The organism is Cupriavidus numazuensis, assembly GCF_905397435.1.
Lineage (GTDB): Bacteria > Pseudomonadota > Gammaproteobacteria > Burkholderiales > Burkholderiaceae > Cupriavidus > Cupriavidus numazuensis.
Genome location: NZ_CAJPVI010000062.1, coordinates 1 through 23,614, shown reverse-complemented (window position 1 = coordinate 23,614; position 23,614 = coordinate 1). Strand labels below are relative to the sequence as shown.

The 23,614-nt window shown below is 64.5% G+C and carries 23 protein-coding genes and 1 pseudogene; 9 read left to right on the top strand and 15 right to left on the bottom strand.

What is annotated here, in order from left to right:
• Positions 1–23: 23 nt before the first annotated feature.
• The gene (locus KHO41_RS34085) at positions 24–917 is read left to right on the top strand and encodes a MurR/RpiR family transcriptional regulator (RefSeq protein ID WP_211957634.1); all 894 of its coding nucleotides are present in this window, start codon (positions 24–26) and stop codon (positions 915–917) included.
• A gap of 25 nt (positions 918–942) precedes the next feature.
• Here KHO41_RS34085 and KHO41_RS34080 read toward each other — a convergent pair whose 3' ends face one another.
• The 3 genes from KHO41_RS34080 to KHO41_RS34070 form a co-directional block, all read right to left on the bottom strand.
• A complete protein-coding gene (locus KHO41_RS34080; protein WP_211957633.1) occupies positions 943–1,851 on the bottom strand; it encodes a glutamate/aspartate ABC transporter substrate-binding protein in 909 nt (302 codons plus the stop codon).
• A gap of 1,050 nt (positions 1,852–2,901) precedes the next feature.
• Entirely contained in the window at positions 2,902–3,246 is a 345-nt protein-coding gene (locus KHO41_RS34075) for a hypothetical protein (protein WP_211957632.1), read from the bottom strand.
• Positions 3,247–3,339: 93 nt separating this feature from the next.
• Positions 3,340–3,816, bottom strand: a complete 477-nt coding sequence (locus tag KHO41_RS34070; protein ID WP_211957631.1) for an ion channel — start codon at positions 3,814–3,816, stop codon at positions 3,340–3,342.
• 157 nt (positions 3,817–3,973) lie between these two features.
• Between KHO41_RS34070 and KHO41_RS34065 the strand changes: the two genes are divergently transcribed.
• The gene (locus tag KHO41_RS34065) at positions 3,974–4,222 is read left to right on the top strand and encodes a hypothetical protein (protein WP_211957630.1); all 249 of its coding nucleotides are present in this window, start codon (positions 3,974–3,976) and stop codon (positions 4,220–4,222) included.
• A gap of 71 nt (positions 4,223–4,293) precedes the next feature.
• Here KHO41_RS34065 and KHO41_RS34060 read toward each other — a convergent pair whose 3' ends face one another.
• From KHO41_RS34060 to KHO41_RS34035, 6 genes are all read right to left on the bottom strand, one after another.
• Positions 4,294–4,620 (bottom strand): RcnB family protein, encoded by a 327-nt coding sequence (locus KHO41_RS34060; RefSeq protein WP_211957629.1) that lies wholly within the window; start codon positions 4,618–4,620, stop codon positions 4,294–4,296.
• Between the two features lie 155 nt (positions 4,621–4,775).
• Positions 4,776–5,540: a DUF4410 domain-containing protein gene (locus KHO41_RS34055; protein ID WP_211957628.1), complete on the bottom strand. Its 765-nt coding sequence runs from the start codon at positions 5,538–5,540 to the stop codon at positions 4,776–4,778.
• Positions 5,541–5,717: 177 nt separating this feature from the next.
• Positions 5,718–7,055 (bottom strand): ATP-binding protein, encoded by a 1,338-nt coding sequence (locus tag KHO41_RS34050; RefSeq protein WP_211957652.1) that lies wholly within the window; start codon positions 7,053–7,055, stop codon positions 5,718–5,720.
• Complete coding sequence (locus tag KHO41_RS34045; protein ID WP_211957627.1) at positions 7,055–7,768, bottom strand: response regulator; 714 nt, start codon at positions 7,766–7,768, stop codon at positions 7,055–7,057. The genes KHO41_RS34050 and KHO41_RS34045 overlap by 1 nt, the downstream gene beginning before the upstream one ends.
• Before the next feature lie 31 nt (positions 7,769–7,799).
• Positions 7,800–8,102, bottom strand: a complete 303-nt coding sequence (locus tag KHO41_RS34040) for an EF-hand domain-containing protein (protein WP_211957626.1) — start codon at positions 8,100–8,102, stop codon at positions 7,800–7,802.
• A 67-nt stretch (positions 8,103–8,169) separates the two neighbouring features.
• Positions 8,170–9,150: a hypothetical protein gene (locus tag KHO41_RS34035; RefSeq protein WP_211957625.1), complete on the bottom strand. Its 981-nt coding sequence runs from the start codon at positions 9,148–9,150 to the stop codon at positions 8,170–8,172.
• Between the two features lie 314 nt (positions 9,151–9,464).
• Between KHO41_RS34035 and KHO41_RS34030 the strand changes: the two genes are divergently transcribed.
• Entirely contained in the window at positions 9,465–10,361 is an 897-nt protein-coding gene (locus KHO41_RS34030; RefSeq protein ID WP_211957624.1) for a sterol desaturase family protein, read from the top strand.
• Positions 10,362–10,726: 365 nt separating this feature from the next.
• Here the strand turns inward: KHO41_RS34030 and KHO41_RS41815 are convergent, their stop codons facing one another.
• The 3 genes and pseudogenes from KHO41_RS41815 to KHO41_RS34020 all read right to left on the bottom strand — a co-directional run bounded on the left by KHO41_RS41815 (position 10,727) and on the right by KHO41_RS34020 (position 12,867).
• Complete coding sequence (locus tag KHO41_RS41815; protein ID WP_342344493.1) at positions 10,727–10,966, bottom strand: DUF3734 domain-containing protein; 240 nt, start codon at positions 10,964–10,966, stop codon at positions 10,727–10,729.
• Positions 10,954–11,454, bottom strand: a pseudogene (locus KHO41_RS34025) (patatin-like phospholipase family protein); the annotation flags it as partial. The pseudogene KHO41_RS34025 and the gene KHO41_RS41815, both read right to left, overlap by 13 nt.
• 33 nt (positions 11,455–11,487) lie before the next feature.
• Positions 11,488–12,867, bottom strand: coding sequence for an FAD-containing oxidoreductase (locus KHO41_RS34020; RefSeq protein ID WP_211957623.1), 1,380 nt, complete (start codon positions 12,865–12,867; stop codon positions 11,488–11,490).
• A 572-nt stretch (positions 12,868–13,439) separates the two neighbouring features.
• Between KHO41_RS34020 and KHO41_RS34015 the strand changes: the two genes are divergently transcribed.
• The 5 genes from KHO41_RS34015 (at position 13,440) to KHO41_RS33995 (ending at position 18,350) form a co-directional block, all read left to right on the top strand.
• Complete coding sequence (locus KHO41_RS34015; RefSeq protein ID WP_211957622.1) at positions 13,440–15,026, top strand: isocitrate lyase; 1,587 nt, start codon at positions 13,440–13,442, stop codon at positions 15,024–15,026.
• A gap of 527 nt (positions 15,027–15,553) precedes the next feature.
• A complete protein-coding gene (locus KHO41_RS34010) occupies positions 15,554–16,084 on the top strand; it encodes a GbsR/MarR family transcriptional regulator (RefSeq protein WP_211957621.1) in 531 nt (176 codons plus the stop codon).
• Positions 16,085–16,238: 154 nt separating this feature from the next.
• Positions 16,239–16,721, top strand: coding sequence for a DUF2269 family protein (locus KHO41_RS34005; protein WP_211957620.1), 483 nt, complete (start codon positions 16,239–16,241; stop codon positions 16,719–16,721).
• 61 nt (positions 16,722–16,782) lie between these two features.
• Positions 16,783–17,871: a saccharopine dehydrogenase family protein gene (locus KHO41_RS34000; RefSeq protein ID WP_211957619.1), complete on the top strand. Its 1,089-nt coding sequence runs from the start codon at positions 16,783–16,785 to the stop codon at positions 17,869–17,871.
• Between the two features lie 2 nt (positions 17,872–17,873).
• Positions 17,874–18,350: an SRPBCC family protein gene (locus KHO41_RS33995; protein ID WP_211957618.1), complete on the top strand. Its 477-nt coding sequence runs from the start codon at positions 17,874–17,876 to the stop codon at positions 18,348–18,350.
• Positions 18,351–18,543: 193 nt separating this feature from the next.
• On the opposite strand, the gene KHO41_RS33990 is transcribed toward KHO41_RS33995, so the two are convergent.
• From KHO41_RS33990 to KHO41_RS33980, 3 genes are all read right to left on the bottom strand, one after another.
• Positions 18,544–19,851: an MFS transporter gene (locus KHO41_RS33990; RefSeq protein WP_211957617.1), complete on the bottom strand. Its 1,308-nt coding sequence runs from the start codon at positions 19,849–19,851 to the stop codon at positions 18,544–18,546.
• 135 nt (positions 19,852–19,986) lie between these two features.
• Complete coding sequence (locus KHO41_RS33985) at positions 19,987–21,411, bottom strand: aldehyde dehydrogenase family protein (RefSeq protein WP_211957616.1); 1,425 nt, start codon at positions 21,409–21,411, stop codon at positions 19,987–19,989.
• Positions 21,412–21,460: 49 nt separating this feature from the next.
• On the bottom strand, positions 21,461–22,342 hold the full coding sequence (locus KHO41_RS33980; RefSeq protein ID WP_211957651.1) for a TauD/TfdA dioxygenase family protein: 882 nt from the start codon (positions 22,340–22,342) through the stop codon (positions 21,461–21,463).
• A gap of 195 nt (positions 22,343–22,537) precedes the next feature.
• Between KHO41_RS33980 and KHO41_RS33975 the strand changes: the two genes are divergently transcribed.
• Positions 22,538–23,479: a LysR family transcriptional regulator gene (locus KHO41_RS33975; protein WP_211957615.1), complete on the top strand. Its 942-nt coding sequence runs from the start codon at positions 22,538–22,540 to the stop codon at positions 23,477–23,479.
• Positions 23,480–23,614: the final 135 nt, after the last annotated feature.

Sequence of the window (23,614 nt, the reverse complement as noted above, 5' to 3'; positions counted from 1 at the left end):
TACAACCCCAATCCGGAGCCCCAATGTCGCCCGACAGCATCACCCCGCCCGAAGACCTGGATGCCTTGCAGGCCCGGCTGCGCGCGAGCTTCCCGACGCTGAGCCTGCAGTTCCAGAGCGGCGCGCGTTACCTGCTGGACCATCCGCAGGACGTGCCGGTGCTGTCCATGCGCAAGATCGCGGCCAGTGCCGGGGTGCAGCCGGCCACGCTGGTGCGGCTTTCGCAGCACCTGGGCTTCGAAGGCTGGCAGGGCCTGCGCGAGTTGTTCGTCGACGCGCTGCGCGGCAGTTCGCAGCCGTATGCGCGCCGTGCGCGCAAGGTGGTGCGCGACGGCGGCACGAGCCGCATGCTTGGCGAGATGCTGGAAGCGCAGCACAACAACCTCGACCAGATCGGCGCGGGCAACGAGAAAGCGTTGCAGGCCGCCGCCGAACTGATGTCCGGCGCGGCCTGCGTGCACGTGGCGGGGTTCCGCTCGTGCTTCCCGATCGCCTTTACCTTCCACTATGTCTACCGGCTGTTCCGCAGCACCGTGCAGCTCGTGCGTGGCGATGCCGGCACGCTCGAGATGGAACTGCGTGCGTTCACCCCGCGCGATGTCGTGATGGTGATCAGCTTCGCGCCGTACTCGCAGGAGATCATCCGCGTGGCCAGTGCCGCGCGCGAAGCCGGCTGCAAGGTCGTGGCGCTGACCGACAGCTCGGTCGCGCCGATCGCGCTGGCTGCCGACTGCACGCTGCTGTTCTCGGTGGAGAGCCCGTCGTTCTTCCCGTCGATCACGGCCGGCATCGCCACGGTCGAAGCACTGGTCGAGCAACTACTGGCGCGCAAGGGCAAGGGCGCGATCCGCGCGCTGGAACAGGCCGAAGGCGAACTTGTCCGCGCCGGCGCCTACGTGCCGGCGAACCGCAGTTGATTTCCAGCGCAGCGAGTTTCCAGGCTTATTCGAACGCCTCGTCGTTCGGGTTGGCGTAGGCCTTCTTCACAGGCTCGCTCATCGGGAACTCGAAGTTGATGTTCTTGGGCGGCACTGGCTTGAGGAACCACTTGTCATAGAGCGTGTTGATCTCACCGCTCTTCATCACGCCGGTCAGGACGCCGTCCACAAGCTGCTTGAAGCCGGGATCGTCCTTGCGCAGCATGAAGCCGTAGGCCTCGAACGACTGCGGCGTGCCGACCACCATCCACTCGGCCGGGTTCGGTGCCAGCGTGCGCGCGCCGGACAGCAGCACGTCATCCATCATGAACGCCGCCACGCGGCCCGACTGCAGGATCAGGAATGATTCGCCGTAGTCCTTGGCGCTCTGGATCGTAATGTTGGCCTTCTTCTCGTCGTTGAGGCGCCGCAGGATGCGCTCGGATGTCGTACCGGCATTGGTGACCGCCGCCTTGCCGGACAGATCGGAGAAGTCGTGCACCGGGCTGCCCTTCTTCACCAGCAGCCGCGTGCCGGCCACGAAAAACGTGGTGGAAAACGCCACCTGTTGCTGACGCGACTTCAGGTTCGTGGTGACGCCGCACTCGAGGTCGACCGTACCGTTCTGCACCAGGGAAATGCGGTTCTGCGAGGTGACCGGCACCATGCGGACCTGCAGGTTGGGTTGCTTGGTCTGCTTCTTCACCTCGTCCACCACACGGTCGCAGAGATCCTGCGAAAAGCCGATTACCTTCTGGTTGCTGTCGTAGTACGAGAAGGGGATAGACGATGTACGGTGGCCGATGGAGATCGTGCCGGAGGATTTGATCTTGCTGAGGGTGGGGCTGGTGGTTACGTCGACGGCATGGGCCAGGCCGGCGGGCAGGCTGGCCGCCAGGGCCAGGCACAGGAAGGTGGCTTTCACGGCGTTCATGGTGGCTCCTTGGGATTGACGAATCCACGGGGTTCGCCATTGTGGTGAGGGAATGCTAGGGGGTTGGAAACATTTGTTCCATTATGGATAACCATGAAACGGTTGTTTTGTTGATGGGGGTGTTGTGCTTAGCCGGCGGGGGTTTTGTGGTTGGGGTTGGGGTGTCGTGCTTGGCATGCGCCGCTGTTTCGCCGGCGTAGCCGGCGGGGGTTCTGTGGTTGGGGGTGAGGTGTCGCTCTTGGCAGGCGCCGCTGTTTCGCCGGCGTAGCCGGCGAGTCACTTTTTGTCCGAGCGACAAAAAGTAACCAAAAAGCGCGTCGTTGCCGCTGGCCATCAATTCCACGGCGACAGTGGCTCAAACGGCTTTGGACGCCTGCGATGGTGGTCAGTGGTTCGACCCTGCTACGCCATGTGAGTCAGAACCCGTGCCTGACGCGGCACGGCTTTTGGACGATCCCCAAGACGGACTCGGGTACAGCGTTTCAATAGCGGCAGTGGTCGAACGCCTTCGGCTGCGCTGCGCGCACGGCGTCGTCTGGGGGCAAACTCATCAACGTCGCTGACGTCCGAGGTTCGTTTTTTTGCGTTCGTTTTTTTGCTCTACGCGCATGCACGCGCGGGCGTCTTCACCGAGGCGTGGTTTGCCCTGGGCCCACGCGCTCAGACTTGAGCTCTGCGCGTAGCGCAGCCGAAGGCGATCACACGATATCGCCGGCAGCAGGGGCCACGAACGCTTGCAGGGCTCGTTCAATCAGCGCTGTATTCCCACTCACGGTGGTGCCCCACGCGGCAGGCAGCGTGACTGACTCTGAAGCCCATACCCGTACAACACCCCCAGCACACTACGATAAAAATTCGCCCCTTTGGGGCAACCAAAACGCGTTTTTGGTTACTTTTGTCGCTCGGACAAAAGTGACTCGCCGGCTACGCCGGCGAAACAGCCGCGCTAGCGAAGAGCGACCACCCAGCCCGAACGACAAGCCCCCGCCGCTTACGCCAAACAGAAACAGCAGCGCATGCCAAGAGCGACAACCTCACCCCCCAACCCCCTCACTCCGTACACTTAACCCTATAAGCCTCCTGCAACTCCCTCTTAGGCCTCTCCCTCTCGATCTCCGGCACCATCCTCCCCTGTGCGGTCTCGATCGATTGCCCGCTGGTCTGATACTCCCGCTTGGGCGCGCCGCCAATCTGCGCCGCCAGCTCGCGGCATTCGTCAGCCAGCGACTGCGCACGCGATTCCGGCCGGTACGGCGTAGACCCTTCCTGGACAGCGTTCTCGATCGCCGCCGCCGCGGCATCCTTGCCATCCTGCCGCTGCGCGTGCGCACTGTATGCGGCACCAAGTGCCACGATCACTGCAATGCGGAACACCCTTTTCATCTGGCTTTGCATGACTTGTTCTCCTTGTTATGAATGGCTCGCAGCACGCGAGTCTCTCCGATCGTCAACCGCCTGCTGGCGCTAAGCGCGCCAGCGATGCCACTACTATTTGCCCGATCGCTTTTCCGCCTCCTGCACATCATCGATCTGCCAGTCGCGCCGCATCATCACGTAGGTGAACGAGGTCGACCAGCCGATCAGGATCAGGCCGACCAGCGGCTCGATGCTGGCGATCAGCCGGCTGGCTCCGACGGGGTAGATGTCGCCAAGGCTCTGGGTGGTGTAGGTTTCCAGCGCGAAGTAGACGTAGACCACCGGCGTTATCTCGCGGCTGCCAGTGAGTCCGCCCAGGCCGAGGCCGTGGTCGCACAGCCAGAAGCCCAGCGCGAACACCATGGCTTCCAGGCAGTGGACCAGGATGATGCAGACGATCAGCACGCCGAGATTCATGCGGCCGCTCCAGCGCTTGGGGTGCAACGCCCACAACAGCCGCAGCGCTTCGTAGTGGATGGCAACCGCCGTCACCGTCAGGATGGCGACACACAGCAAGGCCAGGGAGTAGTGCTCGGCAGAGGATTCCATGCGAGATCAGATCGGTCGGGACAAGGACGGCCAGCGGCCTCCAACATAACACCGGATGGCTGCCGAGGCACCCGCCGACGCCGCGCCGCACTGCGGCAGGCGCCGGCACTGCGCATGGACTATGCTGGATTCCCCAACCTCAAAAACGGGAGGGAATGTGCGCAAGACTCTATCGATCCTCGCGGCCGTGCTGCTGACCAGTATCAGCGGCCTGGCACTGGCCCATAATTGCCCCAACGAGATGAAGGCCATCGACGCCAAGCTGTCGACCAAGCCGGCGCTGTCGGCGGACGACGCCGCACGCGTGCAGAAACTGCGCGCCGAAGGCGAGGCGTACCACAAGGCCGGCAAGCATGACGAGTCCATGAAGTCGCTCCAGGAGGCGAAGAAGATCCTCGGCATCTGAACGCCGGTAGCAAAAAGCCGCCCGCGGGCGGCTTTTTTGTTGCAGGAGGATGAAGTTTGCGGCTATCGGTGTCAGGTTCCGGCACCCACCTGCTGGATCACACCGTTCGGCGCCACCAGGTAATACTCCGCCCCCACACCGACCCAGTGCGTGCCCTTGCGCGGCGCCGGCAGGCTGTATTGCTTCCAGTTGTCGATCACATACTGCCGGTCGCGGAATTCGGTGGGCAGGCGATCGCCCTTCTTCCATTCCTGGACCTGCATGTAGGGCGACGAGGCAGGAGCCGGAGCCGCAGGCGCGGCCTCCTTCGACTTGCCCTTGCCCTGGGCAAAGCTGGCGGAAGCTGTCAGGACGCCAGCGATCAGCAACAGCGCGGGTAGCGCTTTTTTTGTCTTCATGGTGATCTCCTTGCGTACGGAAAACGGAACTGCCGGAGCAAACAAGCAGTAACTACCAGCTTAGTTCACAAATCGCCGCATATGCTTTGGGCCAGTCATAAGTGCGGCAACATGCATGTAGCAGGACAGCGCTGCGGCGAGCACCGCGACCACGCTCAGATCGCGGCCGGTGCCGACAACCATCCCTCTTCCGTGCTCGCCGCCATCACCTGCATGGCGATCGAATCGGCAAGCCGCGTGGCATCGGCATACAAGCTGTCGCGCTTCGCTTCGGACAACCCATGCACGCCCGTGCCGGCAGCAGCGGCCATTGCAATGTGGCCCGCGGCGGCGCCTACGCCTGCGGTTTCGGCAACGCCGGGAATATGGCCGCTGTCGGCCGTGGCGACAAAGTTCTGCAGCGGCACCGCTGCGCCGTTGGCGGGCTTGTACGAAATCCGCACCGAGGCACCGACTTCGCTCTTGCCGGGCCCGAGGCCGATCAGCAGGCGCCGGCGGCTGGAGCCTTCATCGATCTTGCTGAAGTCGCCATCGACCACCAGTGCGCTGGCACCCGCGGGCACCGGACCATCGGCACGCACCGCGCGCAGCCCCCTGGCCTGCAACTGGCGCACGATTTCGTCAGCGACCTGCGTGCGCGCTTCGGCGGCGGCGCCGGACTGCGCACTGGCGGCCGAGCCACCGGAGGCCAGCGTCTTCAGCTGATGCGCGAAGCCGCTGTCGAGCTTCACCTGTCCAGCCTCGGCATCGAATGCGCGCACATAGATGACGTCCGCGTGCACGGGCTGCATCAGGCCGGTCTGCTGGATGCCAGTGACAGACGCGCTGGCACAGCCGGCGCTCAGCATGGCCGCAGTGGCCACAGCGGCAACGGCGAGGCGCTTGGTGTTGAGGGCGATGGCTTGGAAGGTGGTTTGCATGTCGAATCCTTTAATCGGCGGCAATGGCCATTCAGTGATCGGAAACGCTGTCACTACGTAGGGTTGCGGTGAGTGGCGTCGCGGTGACCAAAGTATGGGAAATGCCCGCCCGAATCGCCATGCATCAAATATTTCGCGCGATGTCACGGCGCGATGCGTTGGCGTGTGCCCGGATGCTCAGGGGCGCTGCACGCCTTGCGCGTGCAGCGGCAGCGATACCACTGCCTCCAGCCCGCCGCCTTCGCGTGCGCGGAACTGCAGCGTGCCGCCATGCAGGCGCGCGATGCGCTCGACGATCGCCAGACCCAGGCCCGTGCCGCCCGAGTGGGTGCGCGCATTGGCGCCGCGGCTGAACGGCGCCTTGAGCTGTTCGAGCTCGGCCGCCGCAATGCCCGTGCCGCGATCGCCCACGGCAATGCATGCGGACCCGCCATCGCGCCACGTGCGCACGGCCAGGCCCGTCTTGCCGTAGACGACGGCGTTCTGCATCAGGTTCATCAGCAGGCGCAGCAAGCTGACAGGACGGAACGGAACCGGAGGCAGATCGCCGAGCGACAACTCAAACTCGTGGCCAAGCCCCGCGAAATCCGAGGCAAGCTGGCTGACGAGCGCATTGATGTCGCCGGGCTGCGGCTGCTCTTTCTCGCCGCTGCCTGCATAGTCCATGAACTGCTGCAGGATGGTCTCGATATGATCGAGATAGCCTTCGGCGGACGCCACGAACGCATCGTCGGCGCCGCGCGGGATCGACATGGCCATTGCCAGGCGCAGCTTGGTCAACGGCGTGCGGATGTCGTGCGAGACGCCTGCGAGCATCAGCGCGCGCGTCTGCTCGGCTTGCTGCAGCGCCTGCGTCATCTGGTTGAAGGCGCTGCTGACCTGGGCGATCTCCGTCGGCCCGTTGGTTGGCAGCGGCGGCGGCGAATCGCCCGCGCAGATCTGGCGCGCGGCGTCTGCGAGATCCTGCAGCGGACGGTTCAGGTGGAGCTGGATCAGGTAGCCGGTCAGCGCGGCCAGCAAGGCGAGTGCTGTCGAGAGGATCAACGCCGTGGTGATGCCGCTCGCACGCGCATCCTCGGTCATCGGCATGGCGACCCAGCGCGCGGTATCGGCGACGTGAAGGCGGATCCACAGCCGCTCTTCGTCGCCGGACTGCCATCGCACCGGCATGTCGGATGGCAGGTGGCGCTGCAGGGCTTCGAGGAACACGTCGCGCTGGTAAGTGCGGAAGAGCTGCAGCGGGTTGGGGTCGGCCTGCGGCGTGGCGTGCGCGGGGTCCTGCCACTGCGCGCCGAGCCGCTGCGCCACGGCACCGCTCGTATCGGCAGGCATGGCACCAAGCACGCCATCGAGCATCTTCACGTAGTCCGCGAAGATGATGGCCGCTCGCTCGATGCGCGGGCGCTGCACGTAATGCAGCAGCACGGTCAGCGAGCACGCCTGCGTGAGCGCCACGAGCGCAACCAGCAGCGCGATATTGCGCGCCAGCAGCGAGCGCGGCAGCCCGATCCGCATCACGATTCGACGCCGGCCACCAGCATGTAGCCGACGCCCCACACGGTCTTGATGAAGCGCGGCTTGGAGGGATCGTCCTCGACGATCTGGCGCAGTCGCAGGATCTGCACGTCGATGCTGCGGTCGAGCGCGTCATGGTCGCGACCGCGTGCGCGCGCGAGCAGGTTGTCGCGGCTTACCGCACGGTTGGGCGAGGAGCCCAGCGCATGCAGCAGCAGCATCTGCGCGGAATGGACTTCCACGGGCTCGCCGCCGCGCGTGAGCGACTGCTTGCCGACATCGAACGTGAAATCACCAAAGCGCAGCGTCTGCGTAGTCACCGTGGGATCGCCCGCGGCCATCTTCTGGCGCCGCAGCAGCGCGCGGATGCGCGCCACCAGTTCGTCCGGGACAAAGGGCTTGGCCAGGTAGTCGTCGGCGCCGGTTTCCAGGCCCGCGACGCGGTCCATCGGGTCGCCCTTCGCGGTCAGCATCAGGATCGGCAGCGTGTGCCCTTCGGCGCGCAGGCGGCGGCAGATGGTGAGGCCGTCTTCGGGCTCCATCATCAGGTCCAGCACCAGCAGGTCATGGGGCTCGCGCTGCAGGTAGCGGTCGAGTTGCTTGCCATCGGCCACTGCGCGCACGCGGAAGCCATGGCCCGTCAGGAACCGTTGCAGCATATTGCGCAGCTCGGCTTCGTCGTCGAGCACGATAATCCTGTTCTCCTGCTCCATCGCGGGCCTCCGGCATCGTCATACGCCAACCTCAACCGCCTCTGCGCGACATCATTTCCTGCCTCATGAACGCCTCGATCTGCGGCAGCGTGATGTAGCCGTTGCGCTGCGCGTCGATCTCGTCGAAATGCTTCGCCACCATCGGCATGCCGGCCGCGGCCTGTTCGCGGGTCAGCTTGCCGTCATGCGTGGTGTTGGCGCTGGCGAAACGCGCCTGCAGTTGCTGCACCGCACGCTCGACGCGTGGGCCGCCCGCTGCGGGCATCTCCGCACTTTGCGCCGAGGCGCCTGCTGAAACAATACACAAGGCGAGCACTGCAATCATCTTCTTCATGATGTTCTCCGTGGGTAGCCGGCACGCGCCGGCAAGGCATTGAGATTGGGATTCGAACGGGTTGGACTCATACGAGGTGCGCAGGCACCCATACACCGGCGGCCCAGTGGCCCGGCACCATCACCGCCGCACGCGGCGGGCGCGCCACGTAGACCACTCGCGGCGCAACGTAGACGGCACGCGGCACCGGTGCGGGCCTGACCACCACCATTGGCAGCGGCGCCGTCGCGACGACGACTCTTGGCGGCGGCGGGGGAACCGCAACCACGACCTTCGCGGGCGGGGGCGTGGTCACCACCACTTTGGGGGGCGGGACATAGACCGTGGCCGGCGGCGGGGGCGGCGGCGTGACAACCACCGGCGGCGTGGACACCGCCACGACCGCACCGCCAGTCGTCACGGTTCCCGTGGTCACCGTGCCGGTGGTAACGACCGTGCTGCCATGGACGACGGAGCTGCCGCCCCCCGTGGTCACGACGCCCGGCGCCACACGGGTGGCGCTCCCCGAATGCGTGACGGTGCCGCCATCCGTGCCGGTGACAGTGCCCGAGCGCGCGCAGGTCGCACCGGCGCAGCTGGTCGAGGCGGCATGGCTCACGGTGTTGCCGTTCGCACCGGTCACTGTGCCGGACGAGGAATACTGGCCGGCGCCCTCACGCGTCACGCTGCCTGAAGTGCTGGCAGTCTGCCCGTCCGGCCCGGCCAGGTTGCCGGTGTGCGAGCAAGTGCCGCCGGCGCAGCTCGTATTGCCGCCGTGCTGCACCGAGCGGCCGTTCGGGCCAGTCGCCGTGCCGCTGTTCGAAAACTGTCCGGGAGCGTTACGGGTCACGGTGCCGGTGTTGGTAGCCAGGCCGCCGTAAGGGCCGGCTACACCGCCGGCATGCGAACAGCTGCCGCCGCCGCAGAAGCCGTAGTGCGCACCGTTGTAGGTGCCATGCGGCGTGTAGGCCGTGCCGTGGCCGCCCCAGGCCGCCAAGGCCGGGGTGCTGGCCAGCACGATCAGCGCGCCGGTAGCGGCGCCAAGCAGACGGGGAAAGCGTGAGTGCATGTCAGGTCCTTCAGGTTCAGTTCGGTTCGGGCCGCACAGTGCGTCGCGGCAACGGACCGAACTATAGGAGGACGACCGGCGCTTTTCGCGGTGGAAAACATGTCACGGTGTTACACGACGCGCAGCGCTCATTCACCGGCGCCGTGCCGCGATGCACCGCCATTTCCATGCGCAGTGACGCCCCGCCAGCCATGACACATGGCGACATATTTCCTGCATGGCGTCCGGCGCGCCCGGCCACTACATTTGCCTCACCGACGCGACGGCGGCCCGCTCCGCAAACAAGGCGTCCCACTCACTGCACTGGAACGATCATGCACAACCTTCACAAGATCACTCTCTTCGCCACGGTCTTCGTCTTGGCGGCCTCGATGGTGGAAGCCTTCTTCCTGGCCCGCAAGGCTCGCCAGCAAGGCAAGACCTACCCCTGGCACGAAATGGGGCTGTCGCTGGCCGACATGGTCGGCCGCAAGCTGATGGCGCTGCTGCCGCTGTCGCTGGCCACGCCGATCTTCGCGTTCGCCTGGGACCACCGCATCAACACGATCCAGATCCACAGCGTGCTGATGGTGCTGCTGCTCTTCATCGGCCAGGAATTCTGCTACTACTGGTACCACCGCGCGTCGCACCGCATCCGCTTCTTCTGGGCCACGCATGCGGTGCACCACTCGCCGAACGAGCTGACGCTCGGCACCGCCTACCGCCTCGGCCTGACCGGCAAGCTCACCGGCACCGCGATGTTCTTCGCCCCGCTGGTCTGGCTTGGCGTACGCCCCGAAGCCGTGCTGGCCGCGCTGAGCCTCAACCTGCTCTACCAGTTCTGGCTGCACACCACGTGGATCCCCAAGCTCGGCTGGTTCGAGTACGTGTTCAACACCCCGTCGGCACACCGCGTGCACCATGCTTCGAATGTCGATTACCTCGATGCCAACTACGGCGGCGTGCTGATCATCTTCGACCGCCTGTTCGGCACCTATGTGGAAGAGCGTGAAGACGAACCGTGCCGCTTCGGCCTGGTCCACCCGACCACCACGCACAACCCGATCGTCAACCAGTTCGAACACTGGGTCAGCCTGGGCAAGGACATGATGAAGTCGGGCAACGTGCTCAATGCAATCGGGTATCTGGTGATGCCTCCGGGCTGGAGCCACGACGGCAATGGGGAAACCACGGAAACGCTGCGCAGGCAGGCGGCGGTGAGTGTGAGGTAATCAGCGAGGGGACGGGAGCCTGGCAGAAGACCGGGCGGGAACACGGAGAACACCCGGCGCGGCTTTGCGGCGCTGAGGTTGCGGACAAAGTCGAGAGCAGCGACTGTTGTCCCCCCTCTCCCATTTATGGGAGAGGGGCGGGGGAGAGGGCAGGAGTTGCCACGAAGTGAGGCGTCACGGTGCTTGTCATGCGCCTGCCCTCTCCCCCAACCCCTCTCCCGCAAGCGGGAGAGGGGAGCAAACAAGCTGGTGCACCAGCTTTGTCAGCAATCTGGGCGCGGCTTTGCCGCGCTTTTTCGTTGTGTCGACAACACGCCATGATCTGTACCGGGCAGGCGCCCTACCACCCCGGCCTAGTGGCAGCATCAGGCAACCGATGATGTTGCGCCGAACAGCCGATGCACGGCAATCCCCTCGATCGGGTCCAGTGGATCGCGCCATGGGGCACGCTCCAGCACGCGTCGCGTGTCCTGGTAGCCGGCCATCCAGCGGCGCTCGATCCCGCAGGTAGAGAAGTCGATATCGCGGTGCATGTCGTTGCCGTCGAGTTGCGGCGCATCGAGTTCGACCACGTGCATGGTGGTCCCGCATCCCCAGCCGAGCAATTCCTGTACGTCGGCCTGCTCGCGTTCCCCTTCAGCGTCGCGCGCAGCGGCGACGTGGAGTAGAACGCCGCCCTGGCGAGGCCGACCGATGCGTGCACGCCCGGCCACCACGCATCGGGGCTTGGCGTGAAGAACGACGGAATGCCCCGCGTCGTGATATTCACCACCCGCAGCCAGTCTTCGAGTTGCCGAAAGCCGCTGCTCCCCAGCGCGGCGGCGCGATAGGCAACGCTGTCCCAGAATTGCCTGAGCCGGGAGAGCCGCTGCTCTGGCGGATTGCCGGCGATGATGGCGCCGTTGATCGCCCCGATCGAGGTGCCGATCACCCATTCCGGCTCGAGGCCCGCCTCATGCAAGGCCTGGTAGACACCCACCTGGTAGGCGCCAAGCGCGCCACCACCCTGCAGTACCAGCACGACCTTGCCCGGTAGCTCCGCGAGCGGCGCTTCCGCTTGCGCGGGGCCGGTGCCTGGCGTCTTCTCGTTCATGGCCCTTCCCCCATCGTTGCGCACGGGTGCCAGCTAGTCCGGTACCCGCAACTCCTGCAGCAGCGTCGGTATCAGCTCGGACACCGTGGGATGGATGTGCATCGCGCGGCTGATGATCGTATAGGGGGCGCCGGCATACATGACGTCGAGGATCGAGTGAATCACCTCGTCGCCGGTCAGGCCCAGGATCGCCGCACCAAGGATCATCCGGGTGTCCGCGTCGACCACGACCTTCATGAAGCCGAGACTCTCGCCTCGCTCCACGGCGCGCCCGACACGGCTCATCGGCCGCGTGCCGACCAGTATCTTGCGGCCGGATTGCCGGGCTTCCGCCTCCGTCATGCCGGCGCGGCCGAGCGGAGGGTCGATGAACATGGCATACGCAGCGATGCGGTCCGACACCTTGCGCGGGTCATTGTCGAGGAGATTGGCAGCGACGATCTCATGGTCGTTGTATGACGTATGCGTGAAGGCGCCACGGCCGTTGCAATCGCCAAGCGCCCAGATGCCGGGGACACTGGTGCGCAACTGTTCGTCGACCTTGATATAGCCGCGGGCGTCGGTCTCCACCCCCGCCTTGTCGAGCCCGAGATCGTCCGTGTTGGGCACGCGCCCGACCGCCATCAGCAGATGCGTACCGTGCACTTCGGGCGCACCGGACGCGCAATCCAGCCCGACGGCAAGATGGGCGCCATCCCTGCGCGCGCTGAGGCAGTTGGCATTGAGCCGGATGTCGATGCCTTCGGCTTCCAGTATCTCCCGCACTGCCTGGGAGACATCCTCGTCCTCACGCTGGATCAGGCGCGGGCCTTTTTCGACGACGGTCACCCTGGCGCCAAATCGCCGGTACATCTGGCCAAACTCGAGGCCGATGTAGCTGCCGCCAATGACGATCAGGTGCTCCGGCAGGAAATCCACATCCATCATCCCCGTGTTGGTGAGGAACGGCACCTGATCCAGCCCCGGCATGGGCGGAACCAGGGCCCGGCCGCCAACGTTCACAAATATCTGCCTGGCTTCCAGCAGTTCACCGTTGACCCGTACGCTGTGCGCGCTCTCGAAACGGGCGTGCCCCTGATAGACCGTGGTATTGGCCAAGCCGCGCACCCACTGCTCCACACCGTTGCTGGAGCGGCCCGAGATCTCATCCTTGCGTGCCTTCACGCGTTTCATGTCGACGGCGACCGGCCCACCGATGGTCACGCCGTACTCCGCAGCCCGACGCGCCAGCTGGGCTGCATACGCGCTCGCAATAAGGGTCTTGGTGGGAATGCAGCCGGTGTTCACGCAGGTGCCGCCAAAACGTGCGCGTTCGATGACGGCCAGCTTCATGCCCGCGCCGGACAGCCGCTCGGCAAGTGCGGGGCCAGCCTGTCCGGTTCCGATGATGATCGCGTCGAATCCCTGAGCCATCACGACTCTCCTTGCCGTACCGTGCTCGTCGCAGTACGCACCACAAGAACTGCTGTCGATCGCCGCGACCGACCACCGGGGCGTGATGCCGGCGGCACCAAGCCTGCTTCTCCCGGACGTTTGCCCCCGGACATGCCAAGGAGGCTGCCGCGCGCCTGAGCAGCCTCGGCCTGCGACAAGACCGGCTACCGCCGGGACGCACAAAGCCACTAGCCAACTTTAGGCGAAATGCACGGCGAAACGATCGCGTGCTGATTCCCTGGGCTTGGGGCCCGTGGTTCGAGCCACCGGCTTGTCCTGCCTCCGGCACGCGAAAGCGCGTTTCACATTGTGGAATCCGCCGAAATTTTCCACGCCCCTCGATTTTCGCCCCGCGAAAACATGTTTCACATCGTAAAAATCACATCGTATCTCATTGAAAAATAAGAATAATTAAAGTCTTATGTCTTATATAAGACTGACGCTGCAACGCATCAAATGGCGCTACTATTTACCCATGCAGTTCGCTGCGACATACGCAGCGGCAAGCTCCGATCCCCTACTCAAACGCGCTTTGCTCCCAGGAGAGACAAATGGCTCAGTATCAAGACGACATCAAGGCAGTTGCTGGTTTGAAGGAGAAACACGGCAGCGCGTGGGACGCCATCAATCCCGAGTACGCCGCTCGCATGCGGGCCCAGAACCGCTTCAAGACCGGCCTGGACATCGCCAAGTACACTGCCAAGATCATGCGCGCCGACATGGCAGCCTATGATGCCGATCCGTCGAAGTACACCCAGTCGCTCGGCTGCTGGCACGGCTTCATCGGCCAGCAGAAGATGATCTCCATCAAGAAGCACTTCAACAACAACACCGACCGCCGCTACCTGTATCTGTCGGGCTGGATGGTCGCCGCGCTGCGTTCGGAGTTCGGCCCGCTGCCGGACCAGTCGATGCACGAGAAGACTTCGGTCAGCGCGCTGATCCGCGAGCTGTACACCTTCCTGCGCCAGGCCGACGCCCGTGAACTGGGCGGCCTGTTCCGCGAACTGGACGCTGCCAAGGACGCTGCCGCCAAGGCCGCCATCCAGGCAAAGATCGACAACCACGTGACCCACGTGGTGCCCATCATCGCCGACATCGACGCGGGCTTCGGCAACGCCGAGGCGACCTACCTGCTGGCCAAGCAGTTCATCGAAGCCGGCGCCTGCTGCATCCAGATCGAAAACCAGGTGTCCGACGAGAAGCAGTGCGGCCACCAGGACGGCAAGGTCACTGTGCCGCATGAAGACTTCCTGGCCAAGGTCCGTGCTGTCCGCTACGCGTTCCTGGAACTGGGCGTGGACGACGGCATCATCGTGACCCGCACCGACTCGCTGGGTGCCGGCCTGACCAAGCAGATCGCCGTGACCCACACGCCGGGCGACCTGGGCGACCAGTACAACTCGTTCCTCGACTGCGACGAAGTCTCGGCCGACACGCTGGGCAACGGTGACGTCGTCATCAAGCAGAACGGCAAGCTGATGCGTCCGAAGCGCCTGCCGAGCAACCTGTTCCAGTTCCGCGCCGGCACGGGTGAAGCACGCTGCGTGCTGGATTGCATCACCTCGCTGCAGAACGGTGCCGACCTGCTGTGGATCGAAACCGAAAAGCCGCATATCGCCCAGATCGCCGGCATGGTCAACGAGATCCGCAAGGTCATCCCGAACGCCAAGCTGGTGTACAACAACAGCCCGTCGTTCAACTGGACGCTGAACTTCCGCCAGCAAGCGTATGACGCCATGAAGGCTGCAGGCAAGGACGTGTCGGCCTACGAGCGTGCCCAGCTGATGAGCGTGGAATACGACGACACCGAACTGGCCAAGAACGCCGACGAGAAGATCCGCACCTTCCAGGCCGACGCAGCGCGTGAAGCCGGTATCTTCCACCACCTGATCACGCTGCCGACGTACCACACCGCCGCGCTGTCGACCGACAACCTGGCCAAGGAATACTTCGGCGACCAGGGCATGCTGGGTTACGTGGCTGGCGTGCAGCGCAAGGAAATCCGTCAGGGCATCGCCTGCGTCAAGCACCAGAACATGTCGGGCTCGGACATCGGCGACGACCACAAGGAATACTTCAGCGGCGATGCTGCCCTGAAGGCAGCGGGCAAAGACAACACGATGAACCAGTTCTGATATCGGTTCATAGCCCAAAGCAAAACGCCAACCCGGAAGGGTTGGCGTTTTTTTTCGTCCGGCGAGACGCTGGCCTGCCTCAAAACAGACTGTGCGCAATGACCGACCGGAAGGGGTGCAACGCGTTCGAACGATGCCGATATAAAGGGATCCCGAAGCAGAGCCGATGGGCAAGCGTGCCGCTATCCGCGCGGAGGCGGAGCGACAGCAAGCCAAGAAGCGTGCCCGACCCCGGTCTCTCGTCGGGCGGCACCGAAGCCGGGAATCACGGAGCTCTGGGATTCCGTCGTTACCTTGGAATTCGACCGCGAAGACCCCGCGGGAAGGTATGTATTTGTTGCCACTGTCACAGGTCGCATTGCCCATAAGACTATCGAAGTCACAGCGCAGGTGACGGCCAAGGACAAATCGATTTAGTGAGTAGTCCGGTGGCGCTGGCCGTTAAGGCCAGAGACAACCCACTATGCTGTTTATTTTCAGTTATTTCTGTCTTGACAGAAATAACTGAAAATCCTAGGCTTTAAGCCATGGAACTCACACCTGTCTCTGAACGCTTCATCCTCCACTGGGGAGAAATGGGTACCCGTTGGGGCGTGAACCGGACCGTCGCACAAATCCATGCCTTGCTCTACTTGCTTGGCCGCCCGGTGACCGCGGATGAGATTGCCGAGACGCTCGGCGTTGCGCGCTCGAACGTCAGCAACAGCCTGAAGGAACTTCAGGCCTGGAAGCTGGCGCGCGTTGTCCACATCATGGGCGACCGCCGCGACCACTTTGAAACGTCCACCGATATCTGGGAACTCTTCCGCCTGGTCGTGGAAGGCCGCCGCCAGCGCGAGCTCGACCCCACACTGGTCATGCTGCGGGACAGCCTTGCAAGCCCGGAGCTCAGCGAAGAAGATCCGGAAGCGCAACAGCGCATCCGCAACACCCTTGCGTTCCTTGAAACGCTAACCACCTGGTCCGACGAGATGCTGCGCATGAAGCCCGATACGCTGATGAAGACATTGGGTCTTGGAGCGAAGCTAAGCCGAACGGTGAGGCGCCTCAAACAGTAGCCTGCAGGGACGATTCATGCACGGGTGAAATGCTGGCTGGGCCGTGATTTCTGTGTAGGTGGAAACCACGGAATGAAAAGAACCGGATGATGCCATGCGCTCAACAGCAGTCAGTCCGGATCCTCGGTCTCATTGACAGGAAAGCAACGGCGTCATGAACGCCTATCTGGCCATCAAGGCTCTTCATATCATCTCCTCCGTTGTGCTGACTGGCACTGGATTCGGAACCGCATTCTATTTCTTCTTCGCGAACCGGACGCGATCCGTCCCAGTGATTGCCGCGGTTTCCCGGCTTGTTGTGCGTGCCGATTTCTGGTTCACCGCACCGGCCGCAGTCTTTCAACCGTTGTCCGGGCTCTGGCTTGCGCATGCGGCCGGATGGGGGTGGAAAACACCGTGGCTGATCGGATCAGTGGCTCTGTTCTTCCTTGCAGGCGCCTGCTGGCTGCCGGTCGTAAAGCTTCAGCTTGATATGGCCGATATGGCTGCCCGAGCCCAGGCCGCCGGCCAGACGACATTGCCTCAGCACTACTGGCGTTGCGCGCGGCGGTGGGTATGGCTTGGATATCCGGCCTTCGGCTCGATGATTGCCGTGTACTTCCTGATGGTGACCAAGCCCGCATTGGCGTGGCCATGAACAGCGCCGACAAGAACATTCCGGCTGCTTACGGCGGATCTGGCAGATAGGGGAAGCAGAAATGAGGATCGTGGTAGTCGGCGGCACAGGCAATTTCGGGTCGCGAATCTGCAGGAGCCTTGCGGCGGATGCTCTACATGAGATCGTCGCCACCGGACGCAGCGCTCGCTCATGGGACACGCCGTGCGTGCGCACCGCCACGCTGGATATCCTCTCGCCCAATTTCCGGAGGGACTTGGCTAAGCTGCAACCAGAGTTGGTTGTCCATTGCGCCGGGCCATTCCAGGGTCAGGACTACCGCGTGGCTGAGGCCGCGTGTGCGCTGGGTGCGCACTACGTAGACCTTTCCGATGGCCGCGACTTCGTTGCCGGCTTCGCGAACCATCTGGACATCCGGGCACGCTACGCCGGAATCTGCGCCGTCAGCGGGGCAAGCAGCGTTCCCGCACTATCCAGCGCCGTCGTGGACAAGCTTTCCGCAGGCTTCTCCCGGGTGGATTGCATCAGCGTGGCGATTGCGCCGGGTCAGCAAGCGCCCAGGGGCGTGGCCACGCTCAAGGCTGTACTTGGCTACGCCGGCGCCCCCATCCCGAGGTGGGAGGACGGCTCATGGCGAGTGGCATATGGCTGGCAGGATCTGCGCACCATGATGTTCCCCGGTCTGGGTCCGCGCCTGGCCGCCGCTTGCGATGTCCCTGACCTCGCGCTGTTTCCACAGCGCTACCCTTCCGTACGGACCGTAGAATTTCATGCGGCGCTCGAACTGCGGATCCAGCATGCGGTGCTATGGCTTGCCGGCGCACTGCGCCGGCATGGCGTGGCCGTGCCCCTTGCGCGCGGCGCGCGACTGCTCGACCGCATGTCAACGAAGCTGCTGGATCGGTTCGGCAGCGAAAACGGGGGCATGCGGGTCTGTGTAAGCGGCGCGCGTCCGGATGGGACATCGGGCCAGTCGATATGGCACCTGACCGCACCACACAAGAACGGGCCCGAGGTGCCTTGCATGGCGGCAATACTGGTCACGCGCAAGATGCTTGATGGGCCGCCGCCCTTTCGCGGCGCTCGCGCCTGCATGGGGTTGCTCGACCTGGCAGAATTCGAGCCGCTGTTCCGGCTATGGGGTATCAGCACATCCGTCGAGGAGCAATAGCGATGGCCAGACGACGCCTGATTCTGACCATGCCCGGCTCAGCCGCCGACGTCTTTGAGGCATTCCACAACCACGAGAAGCGCCTCCTCTGGGATACCCTGCTCTCATCCACCCATGTTGAGGGAGGTGGAACACACCCTTATGTCGGAGCGATTACCGCCAACACCGGTCGCGGCTGGATGCGCAGCCTCAGGATGCGCACGCAGTTCGTGAGCTACCGCCCACCGGAAATTGCCGCGGCGGCAAGTGTCCGCCCCTCCGGTCTGATTGGGTTCTGGGCGGCATCGATGCGCCACCGGGATATCAAGGCAGGCCAGTCAGAGCTGATCTATACATTCAGCATCAGATTGCGGCCGTCCCTGCGCATCTTTGACCCGTTGGCGGCATGGGTCTTCGAGCGTGAATCCCAACGGCGATTTGCGGCAATGGCGGACTATCTTCGCCGGATAGTCCATCAAGCGGCAGACATTTCTGCGTGAACGAATGGCAGTTGGATTTTAAGAACGGACGTTGACGTCGCGGAGACCCGGACGACGGCAAGGAGTCGGGCCGGGACAATCGCTGCCTCTCCGGAAGTAGTCCCAGTCCGGCCAGTCCCGGTCGTTGATTCTCAACCAAGGATGGCCATTGACATTGGTTGCCCCCCCGACCATCCGAGCGATCGCGTTGGCTTCACCGTCCGGCAAGCGATGAAGGCATCTGACCCGCCACATCCTGCGTACGCATCGCATGCGCCCGCACCCGCGCTGCCGCCTTTTCCGGATCGATAGCCAGGGCACCCACCAGCGCGCCGGCGATCATCAGCACACCGCATAGCGCGAAGCCCGCTTCATAGCCTGCTGCGCCTGCCATGCCTTGCACGAGGAAGCCCGTGAGCAGCGGCGCCAGCGCACCGGCAACCGAGGCGATGGAATTGTCGATGGCGAGGATGGCCCCGCGCTGCGAGCCCGGCGTGACCTCGGCCAGGATGGCCGGCGCCACCGAGTATGTAATCTGCGACACGCCCAGCGTGAAGCCGATCAGGATGACCCGGACCAGCGGCGGCAGGTCGAGCAGCCACAGTGATGCGTACGCCGAACCGCCCAGCGCAACCGCCGCCGCGCACATGCGTCCGCGGGCATTGCGCGACGAAAAACCGCGCGCCAGCATCTGCCGAACCAGCCAGGAGCCGATCAGGCTCAATGGCATGCTCAAAGCAATCGACGCGGCGTACAGGCGGCCCGCCTCAACGGCACCGAAGCCGAGGCCGCGCTGCAGGTACACCGGCATCCATGTCAGCGTCAGCGCCAGGCCCCAGTAGGAGAAGAACTTCATGGCCATGCAGGCGGCCACGGTCGGCTCGGCCAGCAGCCTGCCGTAGGGCACCCGCAGGTGCGATGGCACTGCAGTGTCGCCGGATTCCATACCCTTGCCTTCCCGGCCGAATGCAGTCCACAGCAATGCCCAGATCAGGCCGAGTACGGCGAGACCATAGAAGTTCGCGCGCCAGCCCCATTTGGCAGTGACCAGCGGCATGACCACGCCGGCCAGCAGCAGGCCGATGGCGCCGCCCTGGGCCAGGCAGACGACGGGCAGTTCCCGCTTCGTGTTGGGAAACCACTTGTAGCAGGCATGCACGGCCACGGGCCACGCCGGTCCTTCCGCGACGCCCAGCAGCACACGTGCGACCACCAGTACGAGAATGCTTGACGACAGCGCCATCGGGATCTGCAGCACCGACCACGCAAGCGCCATCGCCAGCAGCATGCCGGTGGCCGGCCGGCGGTTGGCCATGAAGCCGCCGGCGACGCCGGCCACCGCGAACAGCCAGAAGAAGCTGCTGCCGATCAGGCCGAAGTCGGTCGGCGACAGCTTGAGTTCGGTCATCATCGGCACTGCCAGCAAGCCGACGGCGATCTTGTCGGCAAAGTTGATGACCATGTAGACGACCAGCAGCAACGCTGTCCGCCATGCCTTGAGGGGTTGGTAGGGAGTGTCCATGCGGCCTCCTTCAGGGTGATTCAGGGTGAGCGCCGCCCCGGGCGCGGGCGCGGTGGCCGGCAGCCAGGGGCGTTGATGTGCGGGAACGGCGACCGGAGCAAACCCCGGGCGCGCAGAGGATGCGGCAGGCCCGGGTCAGGGAGCCGACACGGTCTTGGTTTCGAGGAATTCGGCCAGGCCTTCGGGGCCGAACTCGCGCCCGTTGCCCGAGGTCTTGTAGCCGCCGAAGGGCGCTGCGATGTCGAGCATGGCGCCATTGACGAACACTGCCCCGGCACGCAGACGTGCGGCGATGCGGCGCGTGCGCTCCGGATCGTTGCAGGCGATGTAGGCCGCCAGTCCGTATTCCGTATCGTTGGCGAGGGCAATGGCCTCGTCCTCGCTGTCGTAGGGAATCATGACGAGCACCGGACCGAAGATCTCCTCGCGGGCGATCGTCATGTCGTTGCGCACGTCGGCAAAAACGGTGGGCCTGACGTAGTAGCCGCGTTCCAGACCGTCGGGCCGGCCAGGGCCGCCGGCTGCCAGCCGCGCGCCTTCTTCGAGGCCGATCCCGATCATGCGCTGCACCTTGTCGTACTGCCCCCGGCTGGAAACCGGTCCCATGCTGGTGGCCGGATCGGCCGGGTCGCCGACCTGGATGGCATTCGCCGCCGCCGCTGCGATGGTGACAGCATCCTCATAGCGGGCACGCGGTACGAGCATGCGCGTGGGCGCGATGCAGGTCTGGCCCGAGTTCATCATGAGCTGCGTCACGCCCGTCACAACCGCGGTCTGCAGGTCGGCATCGTCGAGAATGAGCAGCGGCGACTTGCCGCCGAGTTCCTGCGCCACGCGCTTGACGGTCGGCGCGGCGCTGATCGCCACCTCCACGCCTGCGCGCGTCGAACCGGTAATGGAGACCATGTCCACGCCCGGATGCGAAGACAGCGCCCGGCCCACCACCGTGCCCTCGCCGAAGATCATGTTGAACACGCCTGCCGGAACGCCGGCCTCGTGCATGACCTCGGCAAAGAGCATCGCGTCCAGCGGTGCAATTTCCGATGGCTTGAGCACGACGGTGCAACCGGCCGCAAGCGCGGGCGCGACCTTGGCCGCGATCTGGTTGAGCGGCCAGTTCCATGGCGTAATCAGCGCTACCACGCCGATGGCTTCCCGGCACACGTAGCTGCGTCCGCGCGCGGACTCGAACTCGAACTGGCGCAGCGCTTCCACCGTGGCCTGGATCTGCCCGAGGCCGATCGGCGCCTGCAGCGTTTCGCACAGCGTGGCCGGCGCACCGATCTCCAGGCGCACCGCCTCGGCCAGCGCACCCAGGCGAGCCTGGTAGCAGGCCATCACGCGTTCGAGCACGGCGATGCGCGTCTCGCGCGAGGTGGCCGACCAGGCCGGGAACGCTGCCTGCGCCGCATGGACGGCGCGATCGGCATCGTCAGCGGTACCCATCGCCAGCCTGCCCGTCAGGGCTTCCGTAGCGGGGTCGACGATGTCGGTAAAGGTGGCGCCAGTGGAGGGGGCAATCCATTGGCCATTGATGTAGAACTTGTCCAGGGTCTTCATGTTGTCTCCGCTTCCTGTTGGTCTTCTACTGCCGCGATCGGTGAACGGCTCAGGCCGGACGGTCGCCGATGATCGTGGCGCGGTTCATGTGACGCGGGGCCGGGAAGTAGTCCTGAACGGCGTAGTGGTGGGTAGCGCGGTTGTCCCACAGCGCGATGGTGTTGGGCTCCCAGCGCAGCCGGACCTGATATTCCGGCGCGGCGGCTTGCCTGTAGAGGTACTGCAGCAGGTCCATCTCGGCGAGGCGGAAGTCCGAACCGATCCGGTAAGGCTGCTCGCGCGCGTAGTTGGCAAGGTGGGTGGTGAAGGCCTCGTTGACGAAGAGGATCTTCTCGCCGGTTTCGGGATGCACGCGCACGACCGGATGCACGACGGGAGGGAACTGCTCGCGCATGCGATCGCACGACTCTTCGGTCAGTTCGGCACTGAACAGCGGCAGTGCGTCATGCACGGCCTTCAGGTTGGCGATGCGCGCCTTGACCTCTTCCGGCAGGTTGGCATAGGCAGCGGCCATGTTGACCCAGATGGTGTCGCCGCCCACTTCCGGGCAGGACACGCAACGCAGCATCGACCCCATCGAAGGCACCGCGCGCCATGAGACGTCCGAGTGATAGATGTTCTCGGTGCCTCGGCGCCCGCCATCGCGTCCGAACACCACCAGTTCGGGATGATCAGGGTGATGGGGGAACACGGGGTGGACTTCGAGTTCGCCAAAGCGCCTCGCCACGGCGACGTGCTGTGCGGGGGTGATGTCCTGGCGACGGAAGAACAGGACCTTGAACTTCAGGAGCGCGCGACGGAGCGCACTGTAAGTCTCATCCGAAAGATCGTCTTTCAGGTCGACCCCGGAAATCTCGGCGCCAATGACCGGCGTGCATCGCCGCACGGCAAAGGGCCAGGTCTCGCCGTCGCTGACGTGCGTGTCGGCCATGGCCTGGCTAGGCACGGCCTTCAGGGTCGTGGTCGAAAGTTGCATGGGTTGTCTCCGGGATATTTGATTGGTCTTTGTCATATCGGTGCCACCGTCGGGGATGGCACTGGTGGCGTTGACTCTAGGCTTGCCTACGCAATTCGTCTAATGCATACTCAACATAACTTCAATGCGCTGAACACATAGGTTGCCGTGATGGATCTCCGCCGCCTTAGCCATGTCGTGGTACTCGCCGAAGAGCTGCATTTCGTGCGGGCCGCCGAGCGCGTCCACCTGAGCCAACCCGCATTCAGCCGCAGCATCCAGACCATCGAGGCAGAACTGGGACTGCGACTATTCGAGCGCGGGGAGCGTGGCGTCTCGGACGTCCGGCCGACGCCGGCCGGTCTCTTTGTCATCGAGGGCGCCCGCAAGCTGCTGTTCGACGCGCGTTGCCTGCGGCGCAATATCGACCTGTATCGTGATGTCGAACTCGGCGACGCGTCCTTCGGCACCGGTCCCTTCCCGGCGGTAATGCTGATGCCTCGCGTATTGGCGGAACTGCGGCGCGAGCATCCAAAGGTCGGCCTGCGGGTGGAGGAAAGCAACTGGAAGCAATTGCTGGAGCGGCTGCGTGCGGAAGCGATCGAGTTCTTCGTCTCCGACACGACCGAATTGCCGCGTGACGCGTCGCTGACCGTGCGCATGCTGGCACCGCATCCGGTCGACTTCTTCGCGCGCGCGGGCCATCCGCTCGTCGGGCGGCCATGCACATTCGAAGAAGTCTGGGACTATGGCCTGGCGTCGGCCACGCCGCCTGAGGTCATGAAGAATCAGCTGACGGCGTTGCTCGGCACGCAAGTCAGCGACTCGTCGTTTCTCGCGCTCGAGTGCGACAACTTCGCCATTCCACGGGCGGTCGCGCTTACCACGGATACCGTGCTGGCAGCCACCCGGGCACTGGTGAGCGCAGACACTGCGTCGGGCGCGCTCGCACTGCTGGATATCCTGGATCGGCCATCGCTAATCGTGCAGCCCGGCATTGTGAGCCTGACGGGACGCGCGCCTTCGCCCATGGCGCAGAAGGCGATGGAGTGCGTGGAGCGGGTGGCGCGGGAGTTGGCGGGAGTGGCGGGCGCGGCTGTTTCGCAGGCTTAGCCGGCGGGGGCTTGTCGTTCGGGCTGGGTTATCGCTCTTCGCTGGCGCGGCTGTTTCGCCGGCGTAGCCGGCGAGTCACTTTTGTCCGAGCGACAAAAGTAACCAAAAACGCGTTTTGGTTGCCCCAAAGGGGCG

What these genes read in the sequence shown, in the direction of transcription:
- KHO41_RS34060 (WP_211957629.1), bottom strand. Translation starts at nt 4,620, where the DNA reads ATGAAGACAAAAAAAGCGCTACCCGCGCTGTTGCTGATCGCTGGCGTC.
- KHO41_RS34035 (WP_211957625.1), bottom strand. Translation starts at nt 9,150, where the DNA reads ATGCACTCACGCTTTCCCCGTCTGCTTGGCGCCGCTACCGGCGCGCTG.
- KHO41_RS33995 (WP_211957618.1), top strand. Translation starts at nt 17,874, where the DNA reads ATGGCCAGACGACGCCTGATTCTGACCATGCCCGGCTCAGCCGCCGAC.
- KHO41_RS34055 (WP_211957628.1), bottom strand. Translation starts at nt 5,540, where the DNA reads ATGCAAACCACCTTCCAAGCCATCGCCCTCAACACCAAGCGCCTCGCC.
- KHO41_RS34030 (WP_211957624.1), top strand. Translation starts at nt 9,465, where the DNA reads ATGCACAACCTTCACAAGATCACTCTCTTCGCCACGGTCTTCGTCTTG.
- KHO41_RS34075 (WP_211957632.1), bottom strand. Translation starts at nt 3,246, where the DNA reads ATGCAAAGCCAGATGAAAAGGGTGTTCCGCATTGCAGTGATCGTGGCA.
- KHO41_RS33990 (WP_211957617.1), bottom strand. Translation starts at nt 19,851, where the DNA reads ATGGACACTCCCTACCAACCCCTCAAGGCATGGCGGACAGCGTTGCTG.
- KHO41_RS34005 (WP_211957620.1), top strand. Translation starts at nt 16,239, where the DNA reads ATGAACGCCTATCTGGCCATCAAGGCTCTTCATATCATCTCCTCCGTT.
- KHO41_RS34000 (WP_211957619.1), top strand. Translation starts at nt 16,783, where the DNA reads ATGAGGATCGTGGTAGTCGGCGGCACAGGCAATTTCGGGTCGCGAATC.
- KHO41_RS33980 (WP_211957651.1), bottom strand. Translation starts at nt 22,342, where the DNA reads ATGGCCGACACGCACGTCAGCGACGGCGAGACCTGGCCCTTTGCCGTG.
- KHO41_RS33975 (WP_211957615.1), top strand. Translation starts at nt 22,538, where the DNA reads ATGGATCTCCGCCGCCTTAGCCATGTCGTGGTACTCGCCGAAGAGCTG.
- KHO41_RS34010 (WP_211957621.1), top strand. Translation starts at nt 15,554, where the DNA reads ATGGAACTCACACCTGTCTCTGAACGCTTCATCCTCCACTGGGGAGAA.
- KHO41_RS34050 (WP_211957652.1), bottom strand. Translation starts at nt 7,055, where the DNA reads ATGCGGATCGGGCTGCCGCGCTCGCTGCTGGCGCGCAATATCGCGCTG.
- KHO41_RS33985 (WP_211957616.1), bottom strand. Translation starts at nt 21,411, where the DNA reads ATGAAGACCCTGGACAAGTTCTACATCAATGGCCAATGGATTGCCCCC.
- KHO41_RS34045 (WP_211957627.1), bottom strand. Translation starts at nt 7,768, where the DNA reads ATGGAGCAGGAGAACAGGATTATCGTGCTCGACGACGAAGCCGAGCTG.
- KHO41_RS34070 (WP_211957631.1), bottom strand. Translation starts at nt 3,816, where the DNA reads ATGGAATCCTCTGCCGAGCACTACTCCCTGGCCTTGCTGTGTGTCGCC.
- KHO41_RS34040 (WP_211957626.1), bottom strand. Translation starts at nt 8,102, where the DNA reads ATGAAGAAGATGATTGCAGTGCTCGCCTTGTGTATTGTTTCAGCAGGC.
- KHO41_RS34080 (WP_211957633.1), bottom strand. Translation starts at nt 1,851, where the DNA reads ATGAACGCCGTGAAAGCCACCTTCCTGTGCCTGGCCCTGGCGGCCAGC.
- KHO41_RS34015 (WP_211957622.1), top strand. Translation starts at nt 13,440, where the DNA reads ATGGCTCAGTATCAAGACGACATCAAGGCAGTTGCTGGTTTGAAGGAG.
- KHO41_RS34085 (WP_211957634.1), top strand. Translation starts at nt 24, where the DNA reads ATGTCGCCCGACAGCATCACCCCGCCCGAAGACCTGGATGCCTTGCAG.
- KHO41_RS34020 (WP_211957623.1), bottom strand. Translation starts at nt 12,867, where the DNA reads ATGGCTCAGGGATTCGACGCGATCATCATCGGAACCGGACAGGCTGGC.